Source organism: Luteimonas terrae, from assembly GCF_004358165.1.
Taxonomy (GTDB): Bacteria; Pseudomonadota; Gammaproteobacteria; order Xanthomonadales; family Xanthomonadaceae; genus Luteimonas; species Luteimonas terrae.
In genome coordinates this window covers 371,276-394,988 of sequence record NZ_SMTG01000004.1, presented here as the reverse complement: position 1 = coordinate 394,988, position 23,713 = coordinate 371,276, and the positions used below count along the sequence as shown (strand labels likewise).

The window sequence follows — 23,713 nt, the reverse complement described above, 5'->3', positions numbered from 1 at the left end:
CAATCCGCACGGTCTGCACATCGAAGTCGACGGCAGCGGGCCGCCGCTGGTGCTGCTGCACGGCTGGGCCATGCACGGCGGCGTGTTCGCACCGCTGGTCGAGCGCCTGCAGGCGCAGCGCACGGTCTATCGGGTCGATCTGCCCGGGCACGGCGCAAGCCGCGACAGCACACTGCCGCTGGCGCTCGCGCCGGTCGTCGATGCGCTGGTCGAGGTGTTGCCGCCCGCGCCGTGGCTGGGCTGGTCGCTGGGTGGGCTGTTCGCCCTGCAGGCCGCGGCCACGCATCCGTCGCGCGTGCCGGCGTTGACGATGCTGTGCGCGAGTCCGTGTTTCGTGCGCGGCGCGGGCTGGACGCATGGCATGTCGGCGGAGATCTTCCGCGACTTCGAGACCGGCCTGCGCACCGACTATCGCGGCACGCTGGACCGCTTCATCGCGCTCGAAGCCTTCGGCTCCGACGATCCCAAGGGCGAGCTGCGCGCGCTCCGCGCCGAGGTTTTCGCCCGCGGTGAACCGGCCGCCGGTGTGCTGGCCGACGGGCTGGCGCTGCTCGAGAAGACCGACCTGCGCGCGCAGCTGCCGACGCTCCGCGTGCCCAGCCTGTGGCTGGCAGGCCGGCGCGACCGTCTGGTCGATCCGCGGGCGATGCAGGCCGCGGCTGCGCTCGCGCCCGACGCGAGCGCCGACACCGTCGCCCACGCCGGCCACGCGCCGTTCCTGACCCACGCCGATGCCGTCGCCGCGCGACTGCTCGAATTCACCGAGTCCCACGTGTCCCGATGAGCCGCATCTTCGATCCCACCCAGATCCGCCGCGCGTTCTCGCGCGCGTCCGCCACCTACGCCGCGACCGCGGCCCTGCAACGCGAGATCGGCGAGCAGCTGATGGAATCGCTCGAGTACCTCGACGACCGCGTTCCCGGGGTCGTGCTCGATGTCGGCAGCGGGCCTGCACACGCGGCGTTGGCGATGCGCCAGCGCTGGCCCAAGTCGCGCATCGTCGCCGTCGATCTCGCGCTGCCGATGCTGCAGCAGGCGAAGGTGCGCAGCGGCTGGCGCGACCGGCTGGGCCTGCAGAAGCCGATCGAGCGCGTCTGCGCCGACCTGCGCGCGCTGCCGTTCGCCGACAACAGCGTCGATGTGCTGTTCTCCAACCTGTGCCTGCAGTGGGTGGAAGATCTGCCGGCGGCGTTCGCCGGCTTCCGCCGGGTGCTCAAGCCCGACGGCCTGCTGCTGGTGTCGACCTTCGGCCCGCAGACCTTGATCGAACTGCGCGAGTCCTTCGGCGTCGCCGACGCGCAGCCGCACGTGAGCCCGTTCGCGTCGATCGCCGAGTTCGGCGATGCGCTGATGCGTGCAGGCTTCCGCAATCCCGTGGTCGATCGTGATGTCGCCGTGCACTGGCATCCCGACATGGCCGCGCTGATGCGCGAACAACGCGCGATCGGCGCGACCAATGCGCTGAGCGCACGCCGCCGCGCGCTGACCGGTCGCGCGCGCTTCAAGGCCGCGGCCGGGCACTACGAGCAGTTCCGCACCGAACGCGGCCTGCCGGCGAGCTGGGAGTGGATCACCGCGATGGCGTGGTCGCCCAAGCACGGTGCGCCGATCCGCGAAGGCGACGAAGAACTCGCGCGTTTCGACGCCAGCGCGATTCCGGTGAGACGACGCAGCACCGACTGAAACCGGTACGCATGCGGCGGCGCTGCACGCGTGCTGCAGCGGCAGCCGGTGCGGCGGTGCGCATGATGTGCGCATGCGATCGGTGTCGTGTGCGCTATCGCATCGCGCACGATGCGCGAAGCGGATAGCGTGGGCGGCATCGACGCCCCCGCGATCGGGACACAACCGCCTTGACGCCGCCCACAGACACCGGTGAGACCGCCAATCCCGAGGCGCGTGCGCTGCTGGCCGCGCACGACTGGGCGACGACGCCGCTCGGTCCCAGGCAGGCGTGGCCGACCGCCTTGCGCGCGGCGGTCGAGCTGATGCTCGACAGCGCGCAGCCCGTGTACATCGGCTGGGGCGCCGAGCTGGTCTCGCTCTACAACGATGGCGTCATTCCGTTCGTGGGCGGCCGCCATCCCGCGTCGTTCGGCAAACCGTATCGCGCGGTATGGCCGCAGCTGTGGGCGGAATTCCGTCCGGTCTTCGACGCGATCTTCGCCGGACGTTCGCGCGCGTTCGTCGATCAACCGCTCGCATTGGCGGGCAGATCCGGCCGATCCACCAGCTGGCTCAGCTTCACCATCACGCCGCTGCGCGACGATGCCGGGGTCGTGCGCGGGTTCTACTGCGCGGCGCTGGAGACCACCGAGCGGGTGCTGGCCGAACGGGAAACCCGCCAGACCTACCGCGCGCTGTTCGAGTCGATCGAAGAAGGCTTCTGCGTCATCGAAATGCTGTTCGATGCGCAGGGCAGACCGGTCGACTACATCCTGCTGGAAACCAATCCGGCCTATGTCCGCCATACGGGCCTGGCAAACGTGGAGGGCCGCCGCGCGAGCGAGGTCGTGCCCATGCTCGAGCCGTTCTGGTTCGAGACCTACGGCCGCATCGCACGTACGGGTCGTTCGGAACGTTTCGAGCACAGCGCACGCCCCATCGGGCGCTGGTTCAACGTGCACGCGTTCCGCGTCGGCGAGCCGCACCAGCATCGCGTGGCGGTGATCTTCGACGACATCACCCGCGACAAGCAGCTGATACAGGCCGAACGCGCGCGACAGTCGCGCCAGGCGTACGAGCTCGCACTCAGTGATGCCCTGCGGCCGCTGGGCGACCCGGAGACGGTGCGTCAGACCGCTGCCGCAGTGCTGGGCCGGCACCTGGGCGCCCCTCGCGTGGCCTATGCGGAAGACTGCGGTGACGGTGCGCACTTTCTCGTGTACCCGAACTACGTCGACGGCGCAGCCGATCTGTCCGGACGGTTCCGCTATGCCGACTACGGAGACGCATTGCGCGCGCAGCTGCTGGCCGGGCGCGACCTCGTGCAGCCGGACCTCGCGCACGACCCGACGCTCGATGCCGACCAGCGCCGTGCGTTCGCCCAACTGGGCATCGGCGCGTCGATGAACGTACCTCTGGTCAAGGACGGACGGCTGCTCGCCTTCATCGGCGTCAATTTCAATATCGCGCACGACTTCACCGCGGACGAGATCGCACTCACCCGGCTGACGGCCGAACGCACCTGGGCCGCGGTCGAGCATGCGCGCGCCGCCACCGTATTGCGCGACAGCGAAGCGCGCCTGGCCGCCGCGTTCGAGAGCGTGCCGGCAGGCATCGCCGCCATCGACACGGCGGGCCGCACGATCGTCGCCAACGCCGAGTACCAGCGCTATGTGCCCGGTGGACTCATCCCCTCGCGTGATCCCGCCAGCCTCAACCACTGGCGCGGTTGGGACCCCGTCGGCCGGCCACTTGCGCCGCACGATTTTCCGGCCGCACGCGCGTTGCGCGGCGAACGCATGATGCCCGGCCAGGAAATGCTGCATGTCGACGATACCGGTCGCGAGATCTGGACCGAGGTGACGACCGCGCCCATCTGGGACACCGCCGGCACCGTCACCGGTGCGGTCACGGTGATCAGCGACATCAGTGGGCGCCGGCGCATGCTCGATGCCCTGCGCCGAAGCGAGGAGCGGCTGCGCCAGTTCGGCGACGCGTCGCAGGACGTGTTGTGGATCCGGGATGCGGCCAGCCTGCAGTGGCAATACCTCACGCCCGCATTCGAGACGCTCTACGGCGTGACGCGCGAGGCGGCGCTGGCGGACAACGACTACCGCAGCTGGCTGGCGCTGATCGTGCCCGAGGACCAGCCGCGTGCGATGGCGATGATGGACCGTGTGCGTGCAGGCGAGCAGGTCGCGTTCGAGTACCGCATCCGCCGGCCGTCCGACGGCAGCGTGCGCTGGGTACGCAGTACCGACTTCCCCATCTTCGACGCGGAAGGGTCGATCACGCTGATCGGCGGCATCGGTCACGACATGACCGAGTTGCGCGAGACCGGGCAGCGTCTGACCGCGCTCGTCGAAGGCATCCCGCAACTGGTCTGGCGCGCGGGCGCCGATGGCGCCTGGACCTGGGTCAGCCCGCAGTGGACGACCTTCACCGGCCGGAGTCCGCGCGACAGCCATGGCTGGGGCTGGCTGTCGGCGGTGCATCCCGATGATCGCGCGACTGCCCGGGACGCGTGGCACGAGGCGTCGAAACTGGGCGGCCTGTCGGCGGAGTACCGGCTGCGCAGCGGTGAGGACGACAGCTGGCGCTGGTTCCAGTCGCGCGCGGTGCCGGTGCGCGACGAGGCGGGCACGATCGTCGAATGGCTGGGCACCTCGACCGATGTCGACGACATGCGCCGGCTGCAGAACCAGCAGACGGTGCTGGTCGCCGAACTGCAGCACCGCACCTTCAATCTGCTCGGTCTGGTGCAGTCGATGGCCGAGACGACGCGTCGCAGCAGTCGGGGGCTCGAGGACTTCCTCACCAAGTTCAACAGCCGGCTCGCCGCGCTGGCCCGTGCGCAGCGGCTGCTGTCACGTGCGGGCGTCGGTACACTGGACGAACTCGTACGCGGCGAGCTGGATGCCTTCGGCGCCCTTGAAGACGCACGCGTGCGGCTCGTCGGCCCCGCGGGTGTCGTGCTGTCACCGGATTCGGTGCAGATCCTGGCGATGGCTCTCCACGAACTCACGACCAACGCGGTCAAACATGGCGCCTTGCGCCATGCCGGTGCGCGTCTGTCGATCCGTTGGCACGTCGAAGCCGCATCCGACGCACGGCGACTCCATCTCGAATGGCGCGAGACCGGCGTCGACATGACCGCCCTGCAGGTGCAGGGGACCGGTCAGGGCCGCGTGCTCATCGAGCAGGCGCTGCCCTACCAGCTCTCCGCGCGCACGACCTTCGCGCTGACCGGCGACGGCGTGCACTGCACGATCGATGTGCCGTTGGGGTCCCGCGCGCCCGGTTGAGCGCACCCGCACCGTCCAAGGCTGCAACTGCTGCGCGGGCGCGCACCCGGCGTGCACCGGCGCAAAGCCGGTCTCGATGTGGCATTTCGAAGGTGCTTCAGGCCGCCCGTGGCCCCAGCATCGCCCGTGCGCGTGGGGAGAGCACCGCGCAAAGGGCGATCCCGCGTTTCCGTCACTGCAGACCGCGCGCAGTCTCCAGATGTGCGGCGATGGCCGTCCGCGTGGTCTGCAGATGGCTGCGCACGCGATCGTCCTGCGCGTTGGGAATCAGTTCGTCGTCGAGCTTGGCCAGCGCCTCGGCATGCCCCTTCTCCATCGATTCGATCCAGGCTTTCTGGAACGCCGCACCGCTCAGCGTCTGCAGATGCTCGCGCTCGGCATCGTGCTTGCGCTTCATTTCGGTCAGGTGCTGCGCGCCGGACCCGGGCGTGCCGGTTGCCGATTCGGTGGTGGCGGCGGTGCCGCCGCCGACGGTCGTCATCGCCTCGCCCGTGGCGTCGGCCGACGGGCCGAGCAGGGCACGCGTCGCCTCGAGATTGCGCGTATGGTCCTCGCGCAGCGTCTCCGCATAGGCGCGCACTTCGCCCTGCACGTTCTTCGCAAGCGCTGCGTCGGCAGCGGCGATCTCGTGCTGGTCGACTTCCATCACCGCGAGCAGCGCCTTGCGATCGGCCTCGACGAACGTCGACGTGCCCTCGGTTTCCGGCAGGCCCGCACCCGGCGGCGAATCCGGATCACCGAGCGTGGTCGCCATGCCGCGCGCATGGTCTTCGGTGGCGCCGGTGGAATTGCGTGCTTCGGCCTTGCCACTGCCGCTGTCGGTGGTGGTCGAGTTGTTGTCATTGCAGGCGGCGAGTGCGAGCACAACGGCACCGACCAACAGGAGGTTCGCGCGTTTCATGACGGGCATCCGCATCAAGGTATGGGGTGCGGATGCTGGTGCTGCCGCCGCGTGGCTGACGTGAATCGTCGGCGCGCTGTGGCGGTACAAAGCCCAACGATTGGCGGATCGACGGGGACTCGCGCGCAGGCCGTTCCGGTGACGAACAAATTGCACGCGAACTCCGGCGTCTGGATGCCGATCTCGGCCGTGAGCAGGTTGTGAGTCAGCGCTTCACGTTTGCGGCAACTGCGCCACTGCGCGCTGAACCTCGAAATGTTGCCCATGCGTTACTACACGTTGATGTGCCACCTCGGCTTCTAGCGTCGGCGCCTCCTAGAAACGTCAGGCGATCTACATGTATCCGAGCCCCATTCCCAAACGCTGCCCCCATGCGGCGCCCGCCGCACTCGAAGAAAGCGGCGGCGCGCCGGGTGAGGCATTCCGTGCCTTCGTGGCTGACGGCGCGTTTCCCTGCGTGGGCTCGAAGGCGGCACTGGCGCGCGACGCGATCCGCACGCATGCCTTCGGACGATTGGGCGACCGCGCCAACGATGCACGTCTGCTCGACGTGCTGACCCTGTTCGCCGAGCGCCTGGATGCGCAGGACCCGGAAGACCGCACCGTGCACTCCTGCGTGGCGATCTTCGAAGGCCCGCTCGACACGGACGAGCAACGGTTCGAAGCCCTGCTGTGGTCGCTGCTGCAGCGCCTGCACGATCTCGACGCGGCGCGTGGCAATCCCTGGGCCGCCGACGTGGGCCGTGATCCGGACGCGCCGGACTTCAGCCTGAGCCTGGGGTCGCACCCCTTCTTCGTGATCGGACTGCATCCCGGTGCCTCGCGCATCGCGCGACGTTTCGAGCGGCCGGCGCTGGTCTTCAACTCGCATCGCCAGTTCGAACAGCTGCGCGCCGACGGGCGCTACCAGAAGATGCAGGCGGCAACGCGCGAGCGCGACACCGCGCTGCAGGGTTCGATCAATCCCAATCTGGCCGATTTCGGCGCCGCGGCGGAGACGCGCCAGTACAGCGGCCGCAAGGTCGACCCGCACTGGGCCTGCCCCTTGCGCATGCGGAGCGCCCGATGAGCCGCGTCGAGGTCTGCAGCGCGCGCATTCCACCGTGTTCCGGGCGCGCGGTCGAACTGGAGGCCGGTGACGAACTGGTCGTGATCGACCCCATGGGACAACAGGTCAGCGACCTGACGGCGTTCTCGCGAGACGACACCGCGGAGTATCTATCGTCGGGCCGTTCGATCGATTACGCGTCCAAACTCTGGCTGAGTACGGGCGACACGCTGTACTCCAATCGCAGCACGCCGATGTTCACGATCCTCGAGGACACCTGCGGCCGGCACGATTTCACGCTGACGCCGTGCTCGAAAAAGATGTTCGAGATCATCTACGGCGAGACCGAAGGACGTCCGGGCTGCGAAGGCAATCTCGCGGCAGCGTTGGCGCCGTACGGTATCAGCGTCGACCGGGTGCCGATCGCCTTCAACATCTTCATGCATGTCGCCTTCGATGCCGAGGGCAAGGTCGCCGTCTTGCCGCCGCTGAGCCGGGCCGGCGACCACATCCGCCTGCGCGCGGAGATGCCGTTGATCGTGGCGATGACGGCCTGCTCGGCGGGCCAGTCGAACAACTTCAGCTACAAGCCGATCGACTATCGCGTGGAACGACTCGCCGGCTGACGGTCGGGTGCGCAAGCGCCCGGGTCGTCGGGCTTGACGCGCTCTGTATCGTGGATGGACACCCTACGGGAGTCCGACCATGCAGCAGCACGAACTCGACGCGCTCTTCGACCAGCAGGCTGCGGGCTACGACGCACAGTGGACGCGGATGGCACCCATCCGCGAGAGCCTGCATTTCCTGCTCGAGACGGTGTTCGCCGATCTTCCCGACGACGCCCGCATCCTGTGCGTCGGCGCAGGCACGGGCGCGGAGATGGCCCATCTCGCCAGGCGTTTCCCGCGCTGGCGCTTTCTGGCACTCGATCCGTCTGCGCGGATGATCGAGGCCTGCCGCGCACGCGCAGAGCGCGACGGCTTCATCGATCGCTGCGCGTTCCACGCCGGTGTGCTCGACACCCTGGCGCCCGACGCGTCCTTCGATGCGGCCACATGCTTCCTGGTCTCGCAGTTCCTGCTCGACCCGACCGCGCGCACGGCCTTCTTCGCGGCGATCGCATCGCGTCTGCGGCCGGGGGGCACGCTCGCGTGGGCCGACCTGGCCTGGGACACGCAGGCGCCCGACTACGAGGCCATGTTGCGCCTGTGGATGCGCACGCTGTCGGGCGCGGGCCTCGACGAGGCGGCAATCACCCGCATGCGCGCCGCGCACGCGAACGATGTGGCCGTGTTGCCGCCCGCGCGCGTGGCAGCGCTGGTGGAGGATGCGGGGTTCACGCCGCCGCTGCGCTTTCACCAGGCCGGCATGATCCACGGCTGGTGCGCGCAGCGGCGCTGAGCGTTCAGAGCTTCATCGTGAAACCGACGAACAGTGCGCGTCCGGTCGACGGCGAGAACATCGGCTGCGGCGTGTCCTGGAAGAAGCTGTCGTGCCAGGCATAGACGTACTCGCGGCCGGTCGCGTTCTTCAGCTGCACGTCGACGTGCATCTTCGGGTTGATCGTGTACTTCGCGCTGAGGTCGACCACCGCGAAGTTGCCGTACTTGCCGGTGATGTTGCGTTCTTCGAGGTAGTAGTCGCCCTGCGCGCGGCCCTGCAGACCGAACTGCAGCGCGTCGCTCCAGCGGTAGTCCACACCGAGGTTGCTGATGTGCCGCGGCGTGGCGGCGACCTCGTTGCCCTGGATCGACAGCGCGGCGGCGCGATCGTCGCGGGTGATCTTCGCCTCCTGCCAGGCGTGGGAGGCCCACAGCGTCCAGTCGTCGCCCAGCTGCCAGTCGAACTGCGCGTCCACGCCGCGGCGACGGGTCTCGCCCAGCACCACGGTCGTGCCGGTGGCCGGCATGTTGGAGATCTCGTTCTCGGCGTCCTGCTGCCACAACGCCAGTCGCGCCTGGGCGCCGTCGAACGGTGCGAAGCGGATGCCGGCCTCGACGCCGGTATTGGTCGAGGGCCGCATCGCCATCTGGCCGGGCGTCAGATACGCCGGCGGGGTCGAGCCGGTCAGGACCTGGAAGGTGCGGCCCCAGTTCGCGTAGAGGTTGGTGTCTGTTCCCAGCGCATAGACCACGCTGAGCTTGGGCTGGCCGATGGTGCCGTAGTCCTGCAGCCGCGCACGCACACCGCCGGGCAGTTGCGTCGCGCCGCTGAAGCGGTCCACGCGGTACGCCGGCACGATCTTCAGCGCGTCGGTCGCCTGCACGATGGCCTGCACATAGGCGCCGGTGTTGTCGAAGGTGTGGAAGTCGTCGTTCTGCACGCGCGCCGGCGGCGCGTTGAAGTCGGTCGGTTCGCTGTAGGCGAAGCGCTCGCGCACATAGGCGTTGCGTTGCTGCTCGTGGTTCGCGCCGCCCTCCAGGGTGAGCCGGTCGTGGGCCGTCCAGGTCAGCGTGGCGAGCATGCCGGTCTGCTGCTCGTCCCAGAAGCGACGCTGCCGCGGTGCATTGCCGGTGGGCAGGTCGCTGAAGGTGACTTTGCGGTCGTCCTTGTAGCGGTTGTGGTAGAGCCTGGTGCCGAACACCAGCGCGTCGGCGAGCGCGAGATCCACGTGCACTCCGAACTGCGACATGTCGCGCACGTCGCTGTCGTTGCGGTTGCGCAGCGCGGAGCCGCGGCGATCGGCGGCAAGCTCCTCGGCGGTCATGAAGCCCGGCTCGTCGGCTTGCTGGCGATAGACGCGCGCGGTCAGGCCGATGCGCATGCCGTCGTCGAGATCGCCGTAGAACCACTTGCCGCCCAGCGTGTATTTCTCCGAGCTGTCGTGATCGCGGTAGCCCTCCGAGGCCTGGTAGCCGAGGAACCCGTTCTGCGCGAAATCGCCGATCTCCCGGCCGATCGCCATCTGCACCTGGCGCGTGTCGAAGCTGCCGTAGCCCAGGCGCATGTCGGTGTAGTCGCCGCCCTGGCGCGTGCCGAAGTTGATGTTGCCGCCGATGTTGTGCAGGCCGTAGCGCGGATCGTTGGTGCCGCGCACGACTTCGATGTAGTCGATCTCCAGCGGAAACAGCATGTCGATGAAGCGCTGGTTGCCGCTGTTGACGTTGCTGGGGATGCCGTCGATCAGCGTCTTGATCGCGTTGAGATAGCCCTCGCCGTTGAAGGCGCGGAAGCTGACCTTGCCCGATTCGGCGCCCTGACGCGTCTCGGTCAGCTGGATACCGGGCATCTGGCCCAGCAGTTCCCAGCTCTGACCGACGTTCTGGTCTTCGATCTGCTCCGCGCCGAGGACGTCGACCGAGGTCAGCACCTCGTGCGCCGTCAGTTGGCCACGGGTCTGGTGCACGTGGACGGTGCCCATCGTGGTGGCGTTGGTCGACTGCGCGTGGGCGGCGCCTGTGGACAGGGCCGCGCACAGGGCGAGACTCAGCAAACGGATCTTCATGGACAACGACCTGGCGTGTGCCGGCACGGAATGCCGGTGGTGTGGGGAGACGGAAAGCGGATCAGCGGGGTTCGAAAGCGGGCGTGTCGGCGTAGTCCGCCTGACGGAACGGGCGGTCGCGGAACAGGTAGCCGTAGTAGTGCCGGCGCAGATCGGCGTGGAACGCGCGGATGCGGTCCTGGTACGCAAGGTGCGCCTGCATGTCGGTCCCGGCCATGCGGGTCAGTGCGGCCTGCAGGCCGACGGGCGGCAGCAGCCAACCCAGCGTCGCCGCCGCCTGCGTGCGGCGCTCGATGCCGTCGCGGTAGGCCGCCGCCATCGGTGCGACCGCGTCGTCGCCGTTCTGGTGGAACGCGAGATACCACTTGTAGTGGAACGCGGTCCCCAGCGGCGCCGAGTCCCGCCATTCCGGATAGCGCGCGTAGAAGCGCTGCATGGTGTCCTCACGCGGGATGTCCCAGGCGTGGTTCACCGCTTCGCGCTGGGCACGTGCGATCTCCGCACCCTGTTCGACCGGAATCGCGCGTTCGATCGCCACGTGTGCCAATGCCGGCAGCACCAGTGCGATCGCCACCCACAGCGTGGCCAGCGTCGCGGCATTGGTCGCCGAGCGCCAACCGCGCGTGGCCACAAGCAGTGCCAGCGCGATCCAGAATGCGATGTAGGCCGCGCCCAGGGCCAGCACGCCCGCGATCTGCAGCACGGGCACGCCTTGCGAGAGCGCCAAGACGAGAAAAGGCACGCCGACGCAGGCCAGCAAGGCCAGGCCGCGGACGGTCGCCCGGCGCAGGTACAGCCCCGGCATCCGCAGCGGCAGGCTGCGCAGCATGCGTTCGCGTCCCGATTCTGTCTCCGCCGAACGCAGGTCGTGGCACAGCACCAGCACGAACACCGGCAGCAGGAAGGTCAGCAGGAACGCGAAATCGAAGCGTCCGGCCAGTGCCAGTTCCGGGTTGTAGATGTCGCCGTCGTGGATCTGCGCCTCCAGCCCGAGTGCACGCACGCGCAGCATGTACGGCGCCACGTCGCGCATGCCCACTGCGGCGAATGCCAGCGCCGACGGCGGATGCCACGTGGGGTGGAAGGTGTAGTAGGCCGCGCTGCCGGCATCGGTGGAGTCGCCGTGCTGGGCCTTCAGCGCGGCGATGTCGGTCGCCTGCAGGCCGGCAATGCGCGCGATCGCCGCGCGCTGGCCATCGATGCGCTGCACGCCCGAAACCAGACTCGCGATCGCCAGCACTGCCAGCAGGGCCAGCCCCGCGACCGGAATGCGCGCGCGCAGCAGCAGTTTCCATTCGAAGCCCCAGGCGCTCATCGGCTCATCCCCAGGCGACGCGACGCCCAGCCGAGCACGAGCAGTGCCGCCACGCCCCAGCCCAGCAGCACCAGCAGGCCGGGCAGCATGGCCGACAGCAACGCGGTTGCGGGCTGCGGCTGGAAGTCGAAGTGCGGAATCGCCTGCCAGTGCCGCTGGTCGATGCGCTTGCGCTGATCGGCGCCGGCGTCGCTGGCGGTGTCGTCGGCATAGGTGACCGCGTCGGCCTGCAGCTGGTTGAGTTGCTGCACCATCGCGAAGCGGTGCGCTTCGGCCTGCTCGAGGAAGCGCAGGTGCGCGGTGAGGTCGGTGGCGGCGGCGGCCATCGACAGCTGGCGCAGCGCGATCGCCGGGCTCAGCAGCGCGAACTTGCCCACCAGCGTGTTCTGATCGTGCTGGATGGCCGCGCTGCGCGCAGCGTAGTCGTCGAACAGCTGCGAGGTCATGCGCTCGCCTTCGACGGCCAGCAGGCCCTTGTAGTTGACCGGCAGGTCTTCGATGCGATCCACGTCGTAGCGATCGAGCACGTCCTGGCGGAACTTCGCGAAGTAGGGGTCGTCGGCGTCGTGGCTGTCGCCCATCGCGCGCAGGTCCTCGCCGATGCCCACTTCGGTCTGCAGCCGGTCGGGAAGCGGATAGGCGGCATGCGCAACGTCCGGTGCGATGCGCGGCACCAGCAGCGCGGTCAGCGCCCAGATCGCGACCAGCGCCAGCAGCGCGTCGCGGCGGCGCGCGAACAGCGCCGACATGCCGGCGATCAGCACGCACCACAGGCCCAGATACAGCACGTAGGCCAGCATCAGCGCGGCGGCCACGCCCAGCGATGCGCCCGGTGCGAGCGCCATCGAGGCCAGGCCGATGAAGGCCGGCAGCATGAAGACCGCGGCCACCACGCCCAGCGCCGCCAGCTTGCCGCCGATCACGGCGCGCGTGGACGCACCCTGCAGCAGCAACTGCCGCAGCGTGCCGCGCTCGCGTTCCTGCGCCAGCACGCCATGGCCCAGCACCAGCAGCACCAGCGGCGCCAGCACCTGCAGCACGAAGGCCGGGGTGAGCTGGCCGAAGCGGGTCAGGATCGAACCCTGCATGACATCGCCGAAGTTGGCGGTGTTCTGGCGGTGGCCTTCCAGAAACATGCTGCTGCCGGTGAACGGATCGACGCCGGCATCGAATGCGGCCAGTGCCGAGGGCAGGCGGTAGACGAAGTGGCCGTAGTGCACCACGCGATGCGGGTGCCTGTCGGGTTGCGCGTCGAATGCATCCTGGGCGGCGACCTGCTGGCGCTCGCGGTAGTCGGCGGCGCTGCCCATGTGGTGCAGCGAGACCACCGTGGCCACGACCGACAGCATCGCCAGCAGGGCGATGCCGGCCAGGGCAGTGCGGTTGCGGCGCATGGCGCGCAGTTCGTTGCGCATCACCGGAACGAACGCACTCATGCCGCGCGCGCCCGGCCCGAGAAGTGCGCATGCAGCGCGGCGAGATCGAAACCGTCGCGATCGGACGCGTGCGCGATGCGGCCGTGTTCGAGCACGCCGATGCGATCGGCCACGTCGACCGCGCCCATCAGGTCGTGGGTGACCATCAGCACCGCGGTGCCGCGCGCGCGTACCGATTCGAGCAGGCCGTGGAAGTCGGCGCTGGCACCCGGATCCAGTCCCGAGGTGGGTTCGTCGAGCAGCAGCAGCGGCACCTCGCGCATCAGCGCGATCGCGATCGCCACCTTCTGGCGCATGCCCTTGGAGAACCCGCCCAGTCGCTGGCGCCAGGCCGATTCCTGCAGGCCCGCAGCGCGCAGGGCATCGCCGATCGCGGCGGCGTCGTGACGACGACCGGCCAGCGACAGCAGGTAGTCGGCGTTCTCGATTGCGGTCAGATGTTCGTAGAGCGCGACGTTCTCGGGCAGATAGGCCAGTTGCGCCCGCGCCCGGTCCGGAGCCTCCCAAGGCGTGACGCCGGCCACCTGCACTTCGCCCGCGTCGGGCTTCAGGAAGCCCAGCAGCACCGACAGCGTGGTCGACTTGCCGGTGCCGTTGCCGCCGAGCAGCGCGTAGATGCGGCCCGGCTCCACCTGCAGATCGAGGCTGGAGAGCACCGTCTTGCCGGCAAAGGAAACGGACAGATTGCGGATGTCGACGACGGGCGTGGGCGTGGTCATGGCGGCCTCGGGCACTTCTGGAGGGCGCGGACTCTATCATGTAATAACATTACAATTCAGCGGCAATGCCTGCGCGTCGGGCCTGGCTCGGCCGACGGCCAAGCCGCGTTCGACCGTCCACGCGTTGCCGGCCGTTCCGCGGCCTTCGGGTATGCTGCGATGCAACATCCTCCGGTGATCCGTGTGTCCGCAGCCCACGTCAATCCAGATCCCCACGACGCTGCCGAAACCGCGGCCGCCATCGCCGTGGCCGCGCCGGCACCGTCGCCGCAACGGCACACGCTGGTCGAGGACGTGCAGGGGCTGGTGCTGGCGAGCCTGGTCGGCGCGCTGGGCATGTCCATCCTCGCCACCGGCGGCCTGCTGGTGGGCGGCATCGCCGGCGTGTCGCTGCTGGTGCACTACGCCACCGGCTGGCATTTCGGTCTGCTGTTCGTGCTGATCAACCTGCCGTTCTACTGGATCGCGGTCAGGCGCATGGGCTGGGAGTTCACCCTGAAGACCTTTCTCGCGGTGGGCGTGACCGGCTTCGTGGCCGACGCGATTCCACGCTGGGCGCCGTTCGAATCCATGCATCCGGCGTTCTCGGCGATCTTCGGCGGGGCGCTGGTCGGCATGGGCATCCTGTCCTTCATCCGGCACCGGGCGAGCCTGGGCGGCGTCGGCATCGTCGTGGTGTGGCTGCAGCGCAGCCGCGGCTGGAGCGCCGGCAAGCTCCAGCTCGGCTTCGACAGTGTGCTGATGCTGGTCGCCCTGGCCATCGTGCCGCCGGCGCAGGTGCTGTACTCGGCGCTCGGTGTGCTGGTGCTCAATCTGGTGCTGCTGTTCAACCACCGGCCCGGGCGCTACATGGGCGTCTGACCCGGTTGTGCGGCGCGCGACAGGTCCGCATCTGGAAACGGCGCCGGGCATTCAGGCATTGCCGCCTAGACTCGCGGTTATCGACCGCGGTCCACGGAAGTCCAACGCGATGCGCCGACTGTTCGCTACCTCACTGCTGCTCGCCGCCTGCGCCGCGCCGGGCCTGTCCGCCGCCCAGCAGTACGAGATCGATCTGTCGCGGATCGATCCTGCCGCCGTGCTGTCGACCGGTGGCGATGTGCTGCGGCGTGCATCGACGCCGTCGATCGACGCGCTGTTCCAGGCCGTGCTGCAGTCCTCGCGCGATCCGCGCGAATCGCGCGCGCTGTGCGCATTGTTCGAACCCGACGCGCGTCGTGATCTCGCCGCGTTCCAGCGCACGGTCGACACGCTCGGACCGGCCAGCCGCAACCGCTTCGCCAATGCGTTCACCGATCTGGCGATGAGCGGACTGCAAGGTCAGCCGCAGGCCTACGACCCTGCGATGGCGCAGCAGGTGCTGCGCGCGGCCGCGGTCACCGCGACGCTACTGCACGACGGTTTCATGCTCGGGCTCACCGCAACCGGCACCGATGATGCAAGCCGTCAGGCGCGCTGCAGTTCGTTCCGGCAGATGGTCGACGTCCTCAAGGACCGCCCGCAGCGCGAGCGGGTGCTGGCGACGCGCTGGCTGCTGAGCGAAGGTCTGACCCTCGTCGCGGACGGACAACCCGCCGCGCGCTGACAACCCGGTCTGCCGCGTCGTTGCAGGCTCTCGGCGTCGGGCCTTGCAACTGTTGCACGCGCATGAACCGCAGTCATTGCCGCGCACTTGTGCGCGTGTGCACCGCACCGCATCGTGCCCGCCGCTTCGACGATACCGCGTTCCATGCAAGACACGCTCGATGATCCGCCGCGCCAGCCCACGCATGGCACCTCGCGACGCCGCACCCCGCGTCGGACCTGCAATGCGTTGATTGAACAATGGCGGCTGCGTCCGCACGCGGACACGCGGCAGTTCGGATGGACGGTCGACGTCAGTGGCATGTCCGATGTCGATCTCGATAGCGTCGTCGCACAGCTGGCACGCCGTGGCCTGCAGGCGACGTGGACGCGTGAGCTGGACTGGTTCGCGCATTTCGCACTGCGCTGGTAATGCAGCCGGGATGCGTCGTCACGCACCCTGCGACGGCGCAGCCGCCGCGAGCAGGGACGCCGGACGCGCATCGGCAGCGCGGACGACGTCCGGAAATCCCGCGTCGCGTGCGAAATCCGCAAGCCGGTCGCTGGCCGCGAGCACCCGCGCCTCGCGCAGGCGCGCAATGGCCTCGGCCGGCAACGCGTCGAGCGTGCGCTGCAGGGCTTCGCCGCTGCTGAGCGGCAGTACCCACGGGCCCGGCAATGCCATCAGCTGCGCGATGCGCGTCGGCGATGGCGGCGTCGGCACGCGCATGTACACGTCCGCGCGATGGACACGCGCGCCCGCGCCGCGTAACGCATCGGCGATCACGCCGCGTCCGCCGGGCGCCGTGACCAGACCGACACTGCGACCGGCGACCTCGCGCAAGGCCGGCAATGCCAGCAGGCCTTCGCTGTCCATGCGCAGCGGGGCTTGGACGTTGGCGACACCGGCGCGCGCAAGCGCACGCGCAGTGCCTGCGCCGACGGCAAGCCAGGCCTGGTCGTCGCGTGCGACGAGCGGTTGCAGCACGTGTGTGGCCGCGACCGCGGGCGGACTGGTGAACACGACGAGGTCTGCGTTCAGCGCCGCATGCAGTGCGGCGCGCGTAGCGTCGTCATCGCGCTGCACGATGCGCCACGGCGACAGCGCGAACATACGCATGCGCATGCGATTGGCCGCGTGTCGAAGTGCGTCATGCGCTCCGGAAGGTCGCAGGGAGATGACGTAACATCCCGCCTGATGCGGGAAAGCCGGCGCGGGATGCATGCGCCAAGCTTGGTGGCTGCGGTGATGCGGCGCAAGCCGGACGACCGCGTGCCTTCCCCCACAGGAACTCCCTGCATGACGCTCGACGATTCGCTCCGCGCCCTCGAGGCGTACTACGCCTCGATGCCGCCGGTCGCCGCCATGGATGTCTCCGTGGCCGGCTACGACGGCGAGCGGTTGCGCCTGCATGCGCCGCTCGCTTCGCACGTCAACGACAAGGGTTCGGCCTTCGGCGGCAGCCTGGTGTCGGTGATGACGCTGGCGGCCTGGGGGCTGGTGACGCTGCGCGTGGAGCAGGCCGGACTCGACGCCGAGGTCTACGTCGCCGATTCGTCGGTGAAGTACCGCGCGCCGCTGCTCGACGACCTCGAAGCGGAGGCCACGCTCGATGCCGACGCTGACTGGAACACCTTCGCCCGCACCCTGCGCGAACGCGGCCGCGCGCGGGTCGCGCTGACCGCGCGCATCGGCCTGCCCGACGGCGGCACGGCGACCGAAATGCAGGCGCGTTACGTGGCGATCCGTCGCCCGGCCGCCAACGCCTGAATCCCCGCCGCGGCCCATTGCCGCGGCACTTGCGCAGGGACCGGCGGCTGCGAAGAATTCGCGCTCCTTCCGCCGCCATTGCCGGTCGTCCCATGCGCCATCCGTGTATGACCTGTGGCGCCTGCTGCGCCCACTACCGGGTGTCGATGCACTGGATGGAGACCGATGCCGCCGGCGGTGTGGTGCCCCATGCCCTGACCGAAGCTTTCGGGCCGCACCAGGCCGTGATGCGCGGCACTTGGGAAGCGCAGCCACGATGCATCGCACTCGACGCGGACATCGGCCGCCACTCGCGCTGTTCGATCCATCCCGTGCGTCCGCAGCCGTGCCGCGACGTGCAGGCCTCGTGGGAACACGGCGCGGCCAGTCCGCAGTGCGACAAGGCGCGCAGCGCGCACGGACTGCCGGTGCTGACCACCGCCGATTGGGCGCGGTCGATCAGCGTCGTGCTGGTGGAGGCGATCGACGTGCCGGAGCCGCCGCCGGCGGCCGCCCCGATGGCGGTCGCCAGCCTGCAGGCCTGACCGGGAACCGCTGCGGGCAAATGCCCGCGAACACCTCAGAGCGGATGCGCGTCCAGGAACGACCGGATCGCCGGCACCAGCACCGCGTGCTTGTCTTCGAGCACGTAATGGCCCGCATCCTCGAAGGCCATGACCTCGGCCTGCGGCAGCGCCGCGCGGAAGCCGGCGAGGAAGTGGTGGTCGAACACGAAATCCTTCAGGCCCCAGCCGATGAACGCCGGGCGGTCGGCGTAGTCGGGCAGCCGCTTGCCGGCCGCCTCGAGCAGGGGCCAGGCGCGATCCTTCGGACCGAGCGGAATGTCCTGCATGAAGCGCACGGTGCTGATGCGGTTGGCCCAGGAGTCGTAGGGCGCGACGTAGGCCCGACGCACGTCCGCCGGCATGCGCTGTTCGACGCCGAAATACGAGGCGCCACCGGAAAACGCGTTGAAGCCTCGGATGATCCATTCGCCGACGGTGTAGTCGCGACCGAGCGCGATCTGCCACGGCATCGGCTTGTCGCCCGGCAGCGGAAATGCGGCCGTGTTGGTGATCACCAGCCGCTTGACCTGCGGCATGTGCTCGAGCGCCCAGCCGAAGCCGATCATGCCGCCCCAGTCGTGCACCGCCAGCGTCAGCGGTCCGTCGATGCCCAGATGCGCAAGCAACGCGCCGATATCCTCGACGCGATTGGACAGCGTGTAGTCGTAGCGCGGCAGCGCGCCTGGCGCGTCATCGGGCTTGTCCGACAGGCCCATGCCGATGTGGTCGGGCACGATGCAGCGGTAGCGGTCGCGCAGGCCCAGCACCAGGTGGCGCCAGTAGTAGCTCCACGACGGGTTGCCATGCAGCATCAGGACGATCTCGCCGTCGCGCGGACCCTCGTCGAGATAGTGCAGCTGTACGCCCGGACGCGCTTCGAAACGGTGACCGGTGAAGGGATAGTCGGGGCGCTGCATGGGCTGGAAGACCGCTTCGTTCACAATGAATGCGTTCATTGTAGAGGGGGCGGCTGATCCGGGCTGCGAAACCCGTTCAGCTGCCTGTACCTGCACCGGTTTCTTCGCCGCTATGCGCGTTGACCGGCAGCGCCCCGCGTGGCATCGGCGTATGCTGTAAAAATGAATACGACTGCACGCGAACTTGGCGCGGATCGGCATGATCTGCGCGCTTTGCTGCGTGCCGGGACTTCGGACCTGCATGCACGCGTCGACGCGTGTTTCGCGGACGGGCTCGGCACGCCGCGTGCGTATGCGCGTTATCTGATCGGCATGCACCGCTTTGCGGCGGATTTCGAAATCGTCATCGACGCGGTGCCGCGTCTGTCGTTCTGGCTTGCCAACGATCTGCGTCATCTGGGGCTGGCGCCCATGCCGCCTTCGGGCGTGCGGGGATTCACCCGCGATGCCGACGAACGTCTGGGCTGGGAATACGTCATGGCCGGCAGCAGCCTCGGCGCGCGCCATCTGCTGCGTGGCGTGCAGTCGCTGGGCTACAGCGAAGCGGCGGGTGCGTGCTTCCTCGCGCGACATGCCGCCGGCACCGAGTGGAAGACGGTGCTCGAGCGCCTCGCCGCGCGCGCCGGAAGTGATCGACCCGCCGACCCGCTGTTGCAGGGCGCGCGTGACGCATTCGCGCTGGTGCAGAGTTGCTTCGAACGAAGTGCCCACATGATTCCCGATTCGCTACAGGGACCCGCCGCATGAACCCAGCACTCCAGCGCGCGTTGCAGGAATGCGCCAACGAACCCATCCATCTGTCCGGCGCGATCCAGCCGCACGGATATCTGATCACCTGCCAGCTGCCCGACTGGACCATCCGTCACGTCTCTGCGAACGTCGAAGCGCTGACCGGCGCGACGCCCGAGGAAATGCTGCGGCATTCGCTGCGCGAGTTCCTGACCGACGATCTCATCCAGGCGATCGCCGAAACCATCGGGTTCGGCGAGCCCGGTGCGCCGCCGCAGCGTGCGGCGGTCGGCAACATCGGCCCGATGGCGAACCTGTGCGACATCAGCGTGCACGTGGCCGACGGTCTGGTGCACATCGAGATCGAACCCCAGCCGCGCAGTGCCGGCGAGCGTTCGCCGACGGTGGTCGCGCAGACGATGATCGCGCGCGTCGCCGCGAGCGAGGACATCGACGATTTCAACCAGCGCGTCGCCGAGCAGGTGCGCCTGCTGACCGGCTACGACCGCGTCATGGTCTACCGCTTCCGCCACGATGATTCGGGCGAGGTGGTGGCCGAGTCGCGCGACTCCGCATTGCCGGCCTACATGGGCCTGCGTTATCCGGCGTCGGACATTCCGGTGCAGGCGCGTTCGCTGTACCTGCGCAACCGCATCCGCGTGATCCCCGATGCGACCTACGTGCCGGTGCCGATCCTGCCCGACCGCGACAGCCGCGGCGCGCCGCTCGATCTGGGACAGATGGCGCTGCGCAGCGTGTCGCCGGTGCATCTGGAATATCTGGCGAACATGCGCGTGGTCGCGTCGATGTCGATCTCGATCATTTCCGGTGGTCGCCTGTGGGGCCTGATCGCCTGTCACCACCGCACCGCGCGCCGCGTGCCGCCGGGCGTGCGCGCCGCGGCCGACCTGTTCGGTCTGTTCGTGTCGATGCGCGTGGCCTCGCGCGAACAGCAGCACGCGATCGCGCTCGAAGAGAACGCACGCAGCGTGCGCGACACGCTGGCGCTGCGTCTCGACAACGCCGCCGATCCGCGTCTGGCGATGCAGGGTGAACTCGACCTGCTCAACCGCGCGATCGACTGCGACGGCGTCGGTCTGGTGCAGGGCGGTCACTGGTACAGCGCCGGTCGTGCACCGGACGAGACCCAGCTGCCCGGTCTGCTCGACTGGCTGCAGCGCAGCAACACCGGCACCGGCGCGGTCAGCACCGAGCGCGCCGTCGACTGGGCCGGCAACGTCGAGGCGGCCGACGGCCTGGCGGGCGTCCTCGCACTGCCGCTGGATCTGGCGAAGAACGAGTGGGTGTTCTTCTTCCGCTGCGAAGAGGTCGAGGAAGTGCGCTGGGCCGGCCGGCCGGACGAACCGTTCCTGGTCAACGAGGACGGCGAGAAGATCGGTCCGCGCGCGAGCTTCTCGGCGTGGCACGAAACCGTGCGCGGCACCAGCGCGCCGTGGAGCGACGGCGACCGTCGCATCGTCGGCCGTCTGCACATGATGCTGCGCGAGCGCTATCGCCGCCGTGCGGTGCATGCCGAGGTTGGCGACATGCAGGCGCACCGCGTGCGTCTGGACGTGCGCGACCAGCGGGCGCGCCTGCTGCAGCTGTCCGAACTGCTCGAAGGTCTGGTGCACGTCAGTCCGCAGGAATCGGCCCAGCTGTCGGAGCGCATCAACAAGCTCGAGAGCGATCTGCAGTCGCTGATCGGCACGCCGAGCGTCGCCAACGCGGACTGATCGTCCCGTTGCGCGGAACAAAAAAAGGCGCCCGTCGGGCGCCTTTTTCTTTGGGCTCGATGCTGGCTCACGCTCCGGACTGCGGGTCAGGCTTCGAAGGTCCTCGACGCTCGGAGCTAAGGAAATCGCAGTCTGTCGATGCTGAAAGTGCCGTCGCTTTGCAACCGGTTGCCAAGTGGGCGCAGGAACGTGAAATCGCGTTCTCCGCGTTTGCGCCCAACCATGAAGACGCGTCCATAGTCTTGATGCACGGCTGCGCTTTTCTCTACTTCGCTTTCAAGACCCCAGAGGTGGGCGCCCTTCGGCTCGAGCAGGGCGATGCCGTCGCCCGGTCGGTCCGGAAGGCTGACAACAAAATCGGGATAGAAGCCGGCGCCATCGTCCCAGCGATAGAGGCCTACCCCGTGATGCGGCACATTGCGATGCCACCATCTGACGAGCGGGTGTCGATCCAGCTGTTCGGCGATTGCATGCTCGTCGTTGTTCATGCCTGGCGGGAATACACCATACAGCCCTTTGTTCGCCGCACGCAGCCGATGATCGCTTTGAAGTTCTGCCGCAAGCGCGACATCGATGTCCCTGATCTGGTGCTGGCGTAGACGGCGGAACGCATCACGCAGCAGGTGGGGTCGTCGCACCAACACCAGATCGAGCTGCTGCATGCGCGTTTCCTCGTCCGCTGGAACCTCGGCGCCCGATGCCTCAATGGCTTGGACGAAGCGTTCCAGCAGACGGGCATAGAGTTCGCGGTCATTGGCTTCGCGTAGACGCAGACGAATCTGCTCGGCTCGATCTGCGACCGCCTCTGTCGACAGGCTGGCCCATACGTCCGCGCCGTCCTCGGCGATTCCGTTGCGTTCAAACAAACCGCTGTCAACGCGCTGCACCTGGACGCGGCCGCGCGTTCGGTCGTTGAGCACCTCTGCGGAAAAATCCACATGCGCTGCAAGGCCCGCCTCGAAGTCAGTAGGGGGAGGCGGCAATGCCTCACCCCGCAACGTGGCCGGCGCATCCTCGCGACGCGGGTACCGATAAAACGCGTCCTGTGCCAGCGAAAGCGCATTGGTCACGCCGGCGATCGCTGTCGCCGAAGCGTCGCCAGTGCTACCTGCGATCTCGAGCAAGGCCTGGGTCACCTCTGCAAAGCCGGAGAACGGCGTATCGCGTAACGCGCCGTCGGCGTTCTTCATATCGCCTAGCGGCCTGTCGTCACCGCCTTGTGTCGTATCCACGAGACTGGCCGCACCATCCGCGACCAACAGACTCAGCGGTTCGCCGCTACGCACGACCTGCAAACGCGTGGCATCTCCCACCACGGTGACCACCGTCTGGGTACCCAGTTCCGGCGCTTGTGTGGTCAGCGTGTTGATCTGGGTGCCGGCCTCCAGCAGGCCTTCCTGTGATTCGGCATTGGCCAGAAACACGTAGCCATGATCGAGCACGGGCGGCAGGTCAATCCGCGGCTGTAGCAGGGCATGACGCCTCACGATCCGACCGATCACCTGTACGCCGAACGACACGTCGCGCGCGCCCCGCAATGCGGCGAGTGTGAACGCGCGCGGCGCGTCGAATCCGAGGGCCACTGCCATCTTGAAGATCAGCACCTCGACCGTTGGATCGTGTGCAAGCGCCAGTAGATCCGGATCGGGCTCGGCAGCGGTATGTACGCGTACCGCAGTGGGATCGAACTGCAGGGTGTCGACCAGATAGCGGCGCGCTGCCTCCTGCGCGTCCTTGCCGTCAGGCACCTGCACCAGCATGAGCGGGGTGAGCGACACACCCTGCGCTTCCAGATCGCGCTTGATGCGCCGGTGCATCGCGGTGCATTCGCGCAGCGCGAGATGCTCGAAATCCACCAGCTGCGCCGTGTCGCCGTCGCGCGCGATGAAGCGCACCATGCGAAGGCCGCGCTTGAGCAGTCTGGCCTCGACGGCATCGAACCGGCTGACCGATGCCCAGTCCGCGGGCTCGCCCAGCGTGTATCCAGTGGCGCGCTCGAAGGTTCCCATGTCGTCATCGCGCGGCGTCGCGGTCATCAGCAGCGCGTAGTCAGGCTGCAGTACATCGCTGAAGAAGCTGCGCGCCTGCGTCGCGCGCTGGAAGCCATGGTGCGCCTCGTCCACGATGCATCCGATCCGCACGCCCTGTTCGCGGGCGAGGACAATGACCGCATCGATCGAGAGGCCGGCATCTCCGGCCTGACGCGCACGTCGCGAGTCGGCGTTGCGTGCCGCCAGCGAAGCCCAGGTCACCACGAACACGCCTCCACTGCGCACGGCATCGAGCTGGCGGTCGCTGTCCAGATCGAACACGGTCAGTTCCGGTGCCTGTGAAGCGATCACCCGCTGCGACTGGTCAACCAGCCCCGTGAACGGCGCGAACCAGAACCACAGCACACGTTCCTGCGCCGACGTGCGACGCATGGCCTCGACGGCGATCAGCGTCTTGCCGGCACCCGTCGGCGCCTGCAGTACGAGCGCCGCATCGTTGCGGCGTGCCTCGGTCAACCGCTCGGGCGCGGCGTTGGCCAACTGCGCGTAAAGCGCACGCACATTGTCGAATCGCGCGACGATGCCGCTGCAGACGGTCTCTTGGAAGGGTTTCAGTGAGGCGGCCAT

At 68.5% G+C, this 23,713-nt stretch carries 21 protein-coding genes; 13 read left to right on the top strand and 8 right to left on the bottom strand.

All coding sequences use genetic code 11. The annotated features are described in order from the left end of the window. The first annotated feature begins 13 nt into the window (after positions 1–13). The 3 genes from bioH (at position 14) to E2F49_RS11000 (ending at position 4,970) form a co-directional block, all read left to right on the top strand. Positions 14–784 carry a pimeloyl-ACP methyl ester esterase BioH gene (gene bioH / locus E2F49_RS11010; protein WP_133394121.1) on the top strand — a complete coding sequence of 257 codons (771 nt, stop codon included), beginning with the start codon at positions 14–16 and terminating at the stop codon, positions 782–784. Beyond that, positions 781–1,683: a malonyl-ACP O-methyltransferase BioC gene (gene bioC / locus E2F49_RS11005; protein WP_133393918.1), complete on the top strand. Its 903-nt coding sequence runs from the start codon at positions 781–783 to the stop codon at positions 1,681–1,683. The genes bioH and bioC overlap by 4 nt, the downstream gene beginning before the upstream one ends. 170 nt (positions 1,684–1,853) lie before the next feature. Continuing rightward, positions 1,854–4,970 (top strand): PAS domain S-box protein, encoded by a 3,117-nt coding sequence (locus E2F49_RS11000; protein WP_133393917.1) that lies wholly within the window; start codon positions 1,854–1,856, stop codon positions 4,968–4,970. 172 nt (positions 4,971–5,142) lie between these two features. Here E2F49_RS11000 and E2F49_RS10995 read toward each other — a convergent pair whose 3' ends face one another. Next, positions 5,143–5,871, bottom strand: a complete 729-nt coding sequence (locus E2F49_RS10995) for a DUF4142 domain-containing protein (RefSeq protein WP_165971201.1) — start codon at positions 5,869–5,871, stop codon at positions 5,143–5,145. Positions 5,872–6,208: 337 nt separating this feature from the next. On the opposite strand from E2F49_RS10995, the gene gntA reads away from it, so the two are divergent. The 3 genes from gntA (at position 6,209) to E2F49_RS10980 (ending at position 8,320) form a co-directional block, all read left to right on the top strand. After that, a complete protein-coding gene (gntA, locus tag E2F49_RS10990; RefSeq protein WP_133393915.1) occupies positions 6,209–6,940 on the top strand; it encodes a guanitoxin biosynthesis heme-dependent pre-guanitoxin N-hydroxylase GntA in 732 nt (243 codons plus the stop codon). Then, positions 6,937–7,545: a DUF1989 domain-containing protein gene (locus E2F49_RS10985; RefSeq protein ID WP_133393914.1), complete on the top strand. Its 609-nt coding sequence runs from the start codon at positions 6,937–6,939 to the stop codon at positions 7,543–7,545. Before gntA ends, E2F49_RS10985 begins: the two co-directional genes overlap by 4 nt. A gap of 79 nt (positions 7,546–7,624) precedes the next feature. Next, the gene (locus E2F49_RS10980; protein ID WP_133393913.1) at positions 7,625–8,320 is read left to right on the top strand and encodes a class I SAM-dependent methyltransferase; all 696 of its coding nucleotides are present in this window, start codon (positions 7,625–7,627) and stop codon (positions 8,318–8,320) included. A gap of 4 nt (positions 8,321–8,324) precedes the next feature. Here the strand turns inward: E2F49_RS10980 and E2F49_RS10975 are convergent, their stop codons facing one another. From E2F49_RS10975 to E2F49_RS10960, 4 genes are all read right to left on the bottom strand, one after another. After that, a complete protein-coding gene (locus E2F49_RS10975) occupies positions 8,325–10,364 on the bottom strand; it encodes a TonB-dependent receptor (protein ID WP_133393912.1) in 2,040 nt (679 codons plus the stop codon). 61 nt (positions 10,365–10,425) lie between these two features. Continuing rightward, positions 10,426–11,679, bottom strand: a complete 1,254-nt coding sequence (locus E2F49_RS10970; RefSeq protein WP_133393911.1) for an ABC transporter permease — start codon at positions 11,677–11,679, stop codon at positions 10,426–10,428. Further along, positions 11,676–13,115, bottom strand: coding sequence for an ABC transporter permease (locus tag E2F49_RS10965; RefSeq protein ID WP_133393910.1), 1,440 nt, complete (start codon positions 13,113–13,115; stop codon positions 11,676–11,678). Before E2F49_RS10965 ends, E2F49_RS10970 begins: the two co-directional genes overlap by 4 nt. Next, positions 13,112–13,834: an ABC transporter ATP-binding protein gene (locus E2F49_RS10960; protein ID WP_133393909.1), complete on the bottom strand. Its 723-nt coding sequence runs from the start codon at positions 13,832–13,834 to the stop codon at positions 13,112–13,114. The genes E2F49_RS10965 and E2F49_RS10960 overlap by 4 nt, the downstream gene beginning before the upstream one ends. Before the next feature lie 159 nt (positions 13,835–13,993). Between E2F49_RS10960 and E2F49_RS10955 the strand changes: the two genes are divergently transcribed. The 3 genes from E2F49_RS10955 (at position 13,994) to E2F49_RS10945 (ending at position 15,830) form a co-directional block, all read left to right on the top strand. After that, a complete protein-coding gene (locus E2F49_RS10955; protein WP_133393908.1) occupies positions 13,994–14,695 on the top strand; it encodes a YitT family protein in 702 nt (233 codons plus the stop codon). A 109-nt stretch (positions 14,696–14,804) separates the two neighbouring features. Further along, on the top strand, positions 14,805–15,419 hold the full coding sequence (locus E2F49_RS10950) for a hypothetical protein (RefSeq protein ID WP_133393907.1): 615 nt from the start codon (positions 14,805–14,807) through the stop codon (positions 15,417–15,419). Between the two features lie 144 nt (positions 15,420–15,563). Continuing rightward, entirely contained in the window at positions 15,564–15,830 is a 267-nt protein-coding gene (locus tag E2F49_RS10945; RefSeq protein WP_133393906.1) for a hypothetical protein, read from the top strand. An 18-nt stretch (positions 15,831–15,848) separates the two neighbouring features. Here E2F49_RS10945 and E2F49_RS10940 read toward each other — a convergent pair whose 3' ends face one another. After that, complete coding sequence (locus E2F49_RS10940) at positions 15,849–16,523, bottom strand: uroporphyrinogen-III synthase (RefSeq protein WP_243713573.1); 675 nt, start codon at positions 16,521–16,523, stop codon at positions 15,849–15,851. A gap of 174 nt (positions 16,524–16,697) precedes the next feature. On the opposite strand from E2F49_RS10940, the gene E2F49_RS10935 reads away from it, so the two are divergent. Next, the gene (locus E2F49_RS10935; RefSeq protein WP_055251008.1) at positions 16,698–17,168 is read left to right on the top strand and encodes a YiiD C-terminal domain-containing protein; all 471 of its coding nucleotides are present in this window, start codon (positions 16,698–16,700) and stop codon (positions 17,166–17,168) included. A 92-nt stretch (positions 17,169–17,260) separates the two neighbouring features. After that, complete coding sequence (locus E2F49_RS10930) at positions 17,261–17,692, top strand: YkgJ family cysteine cluster protein (protein WP_133393904.1); 432 nt, start codon at positions 17,261–17,263, stop codon at positions 17,690–17,692. A gap of 35 nt (positions 17,693–17,727) precedes the next feature. Here the strand turns inward: E2F49_RS10930 and E2F49_RS10925 are convergent, their stop codons facing one another. Next, a complete protein-coding gene (locus E2F49_RS10925) occupies positions 17,728–18,630 on the bottom strand; it encodes an alpha/beta fold hydrolase (protein WP_133394120.1) in 903 nt (300 codons plus the stop codon). 162 nt (positions 18,631–18,792) lie between these two features. Between E2F49_RS10925 and E2F49_RS10920 the strand changes: the two genes are divergently transcribed. Together E2F49_RS10920 and E2F49_RS10915 are read left to right on the top strand one after the other, a co-directional pair. Beyond that, entirely contained in the window at positions 18,793–19,377 is a 585-nt protein-coding gene (locus E2F49_RS10920; RefSeq protein ID WP_133393903.1) for a biliverdin-producing heme oxygenase, read from the top strand. Next, positions 19,374–21,095, top strand: a complete 1,722-nt coding sequence (locus tag E2F49_RS10915) for a GAF domain-containing protein (protein ID WP_055251012.1) — start codon at positions 19,374–19,376, stop codon at positions 21,093–21,095. The genes E2F49_RS10920 and E2F49_RS10915 overlap by 4 nt, the downstream gene beginning before the upstream one ends. Before the next feature lie 116 nt (positions 21,096–21,211). Here E2F49_RS10915 and E2F49_RS10910 read toward each other — a convergent pair whose 3' ends face one another. Next, entirely contained in the window at positions 21,212–23,713 is a 2,502-nt protein-coding gene (locus E2F49_RS10910) for a DEAD/DEAH box helicase (RefSeq protein ID WP_133393902.1), read from the bottom strand.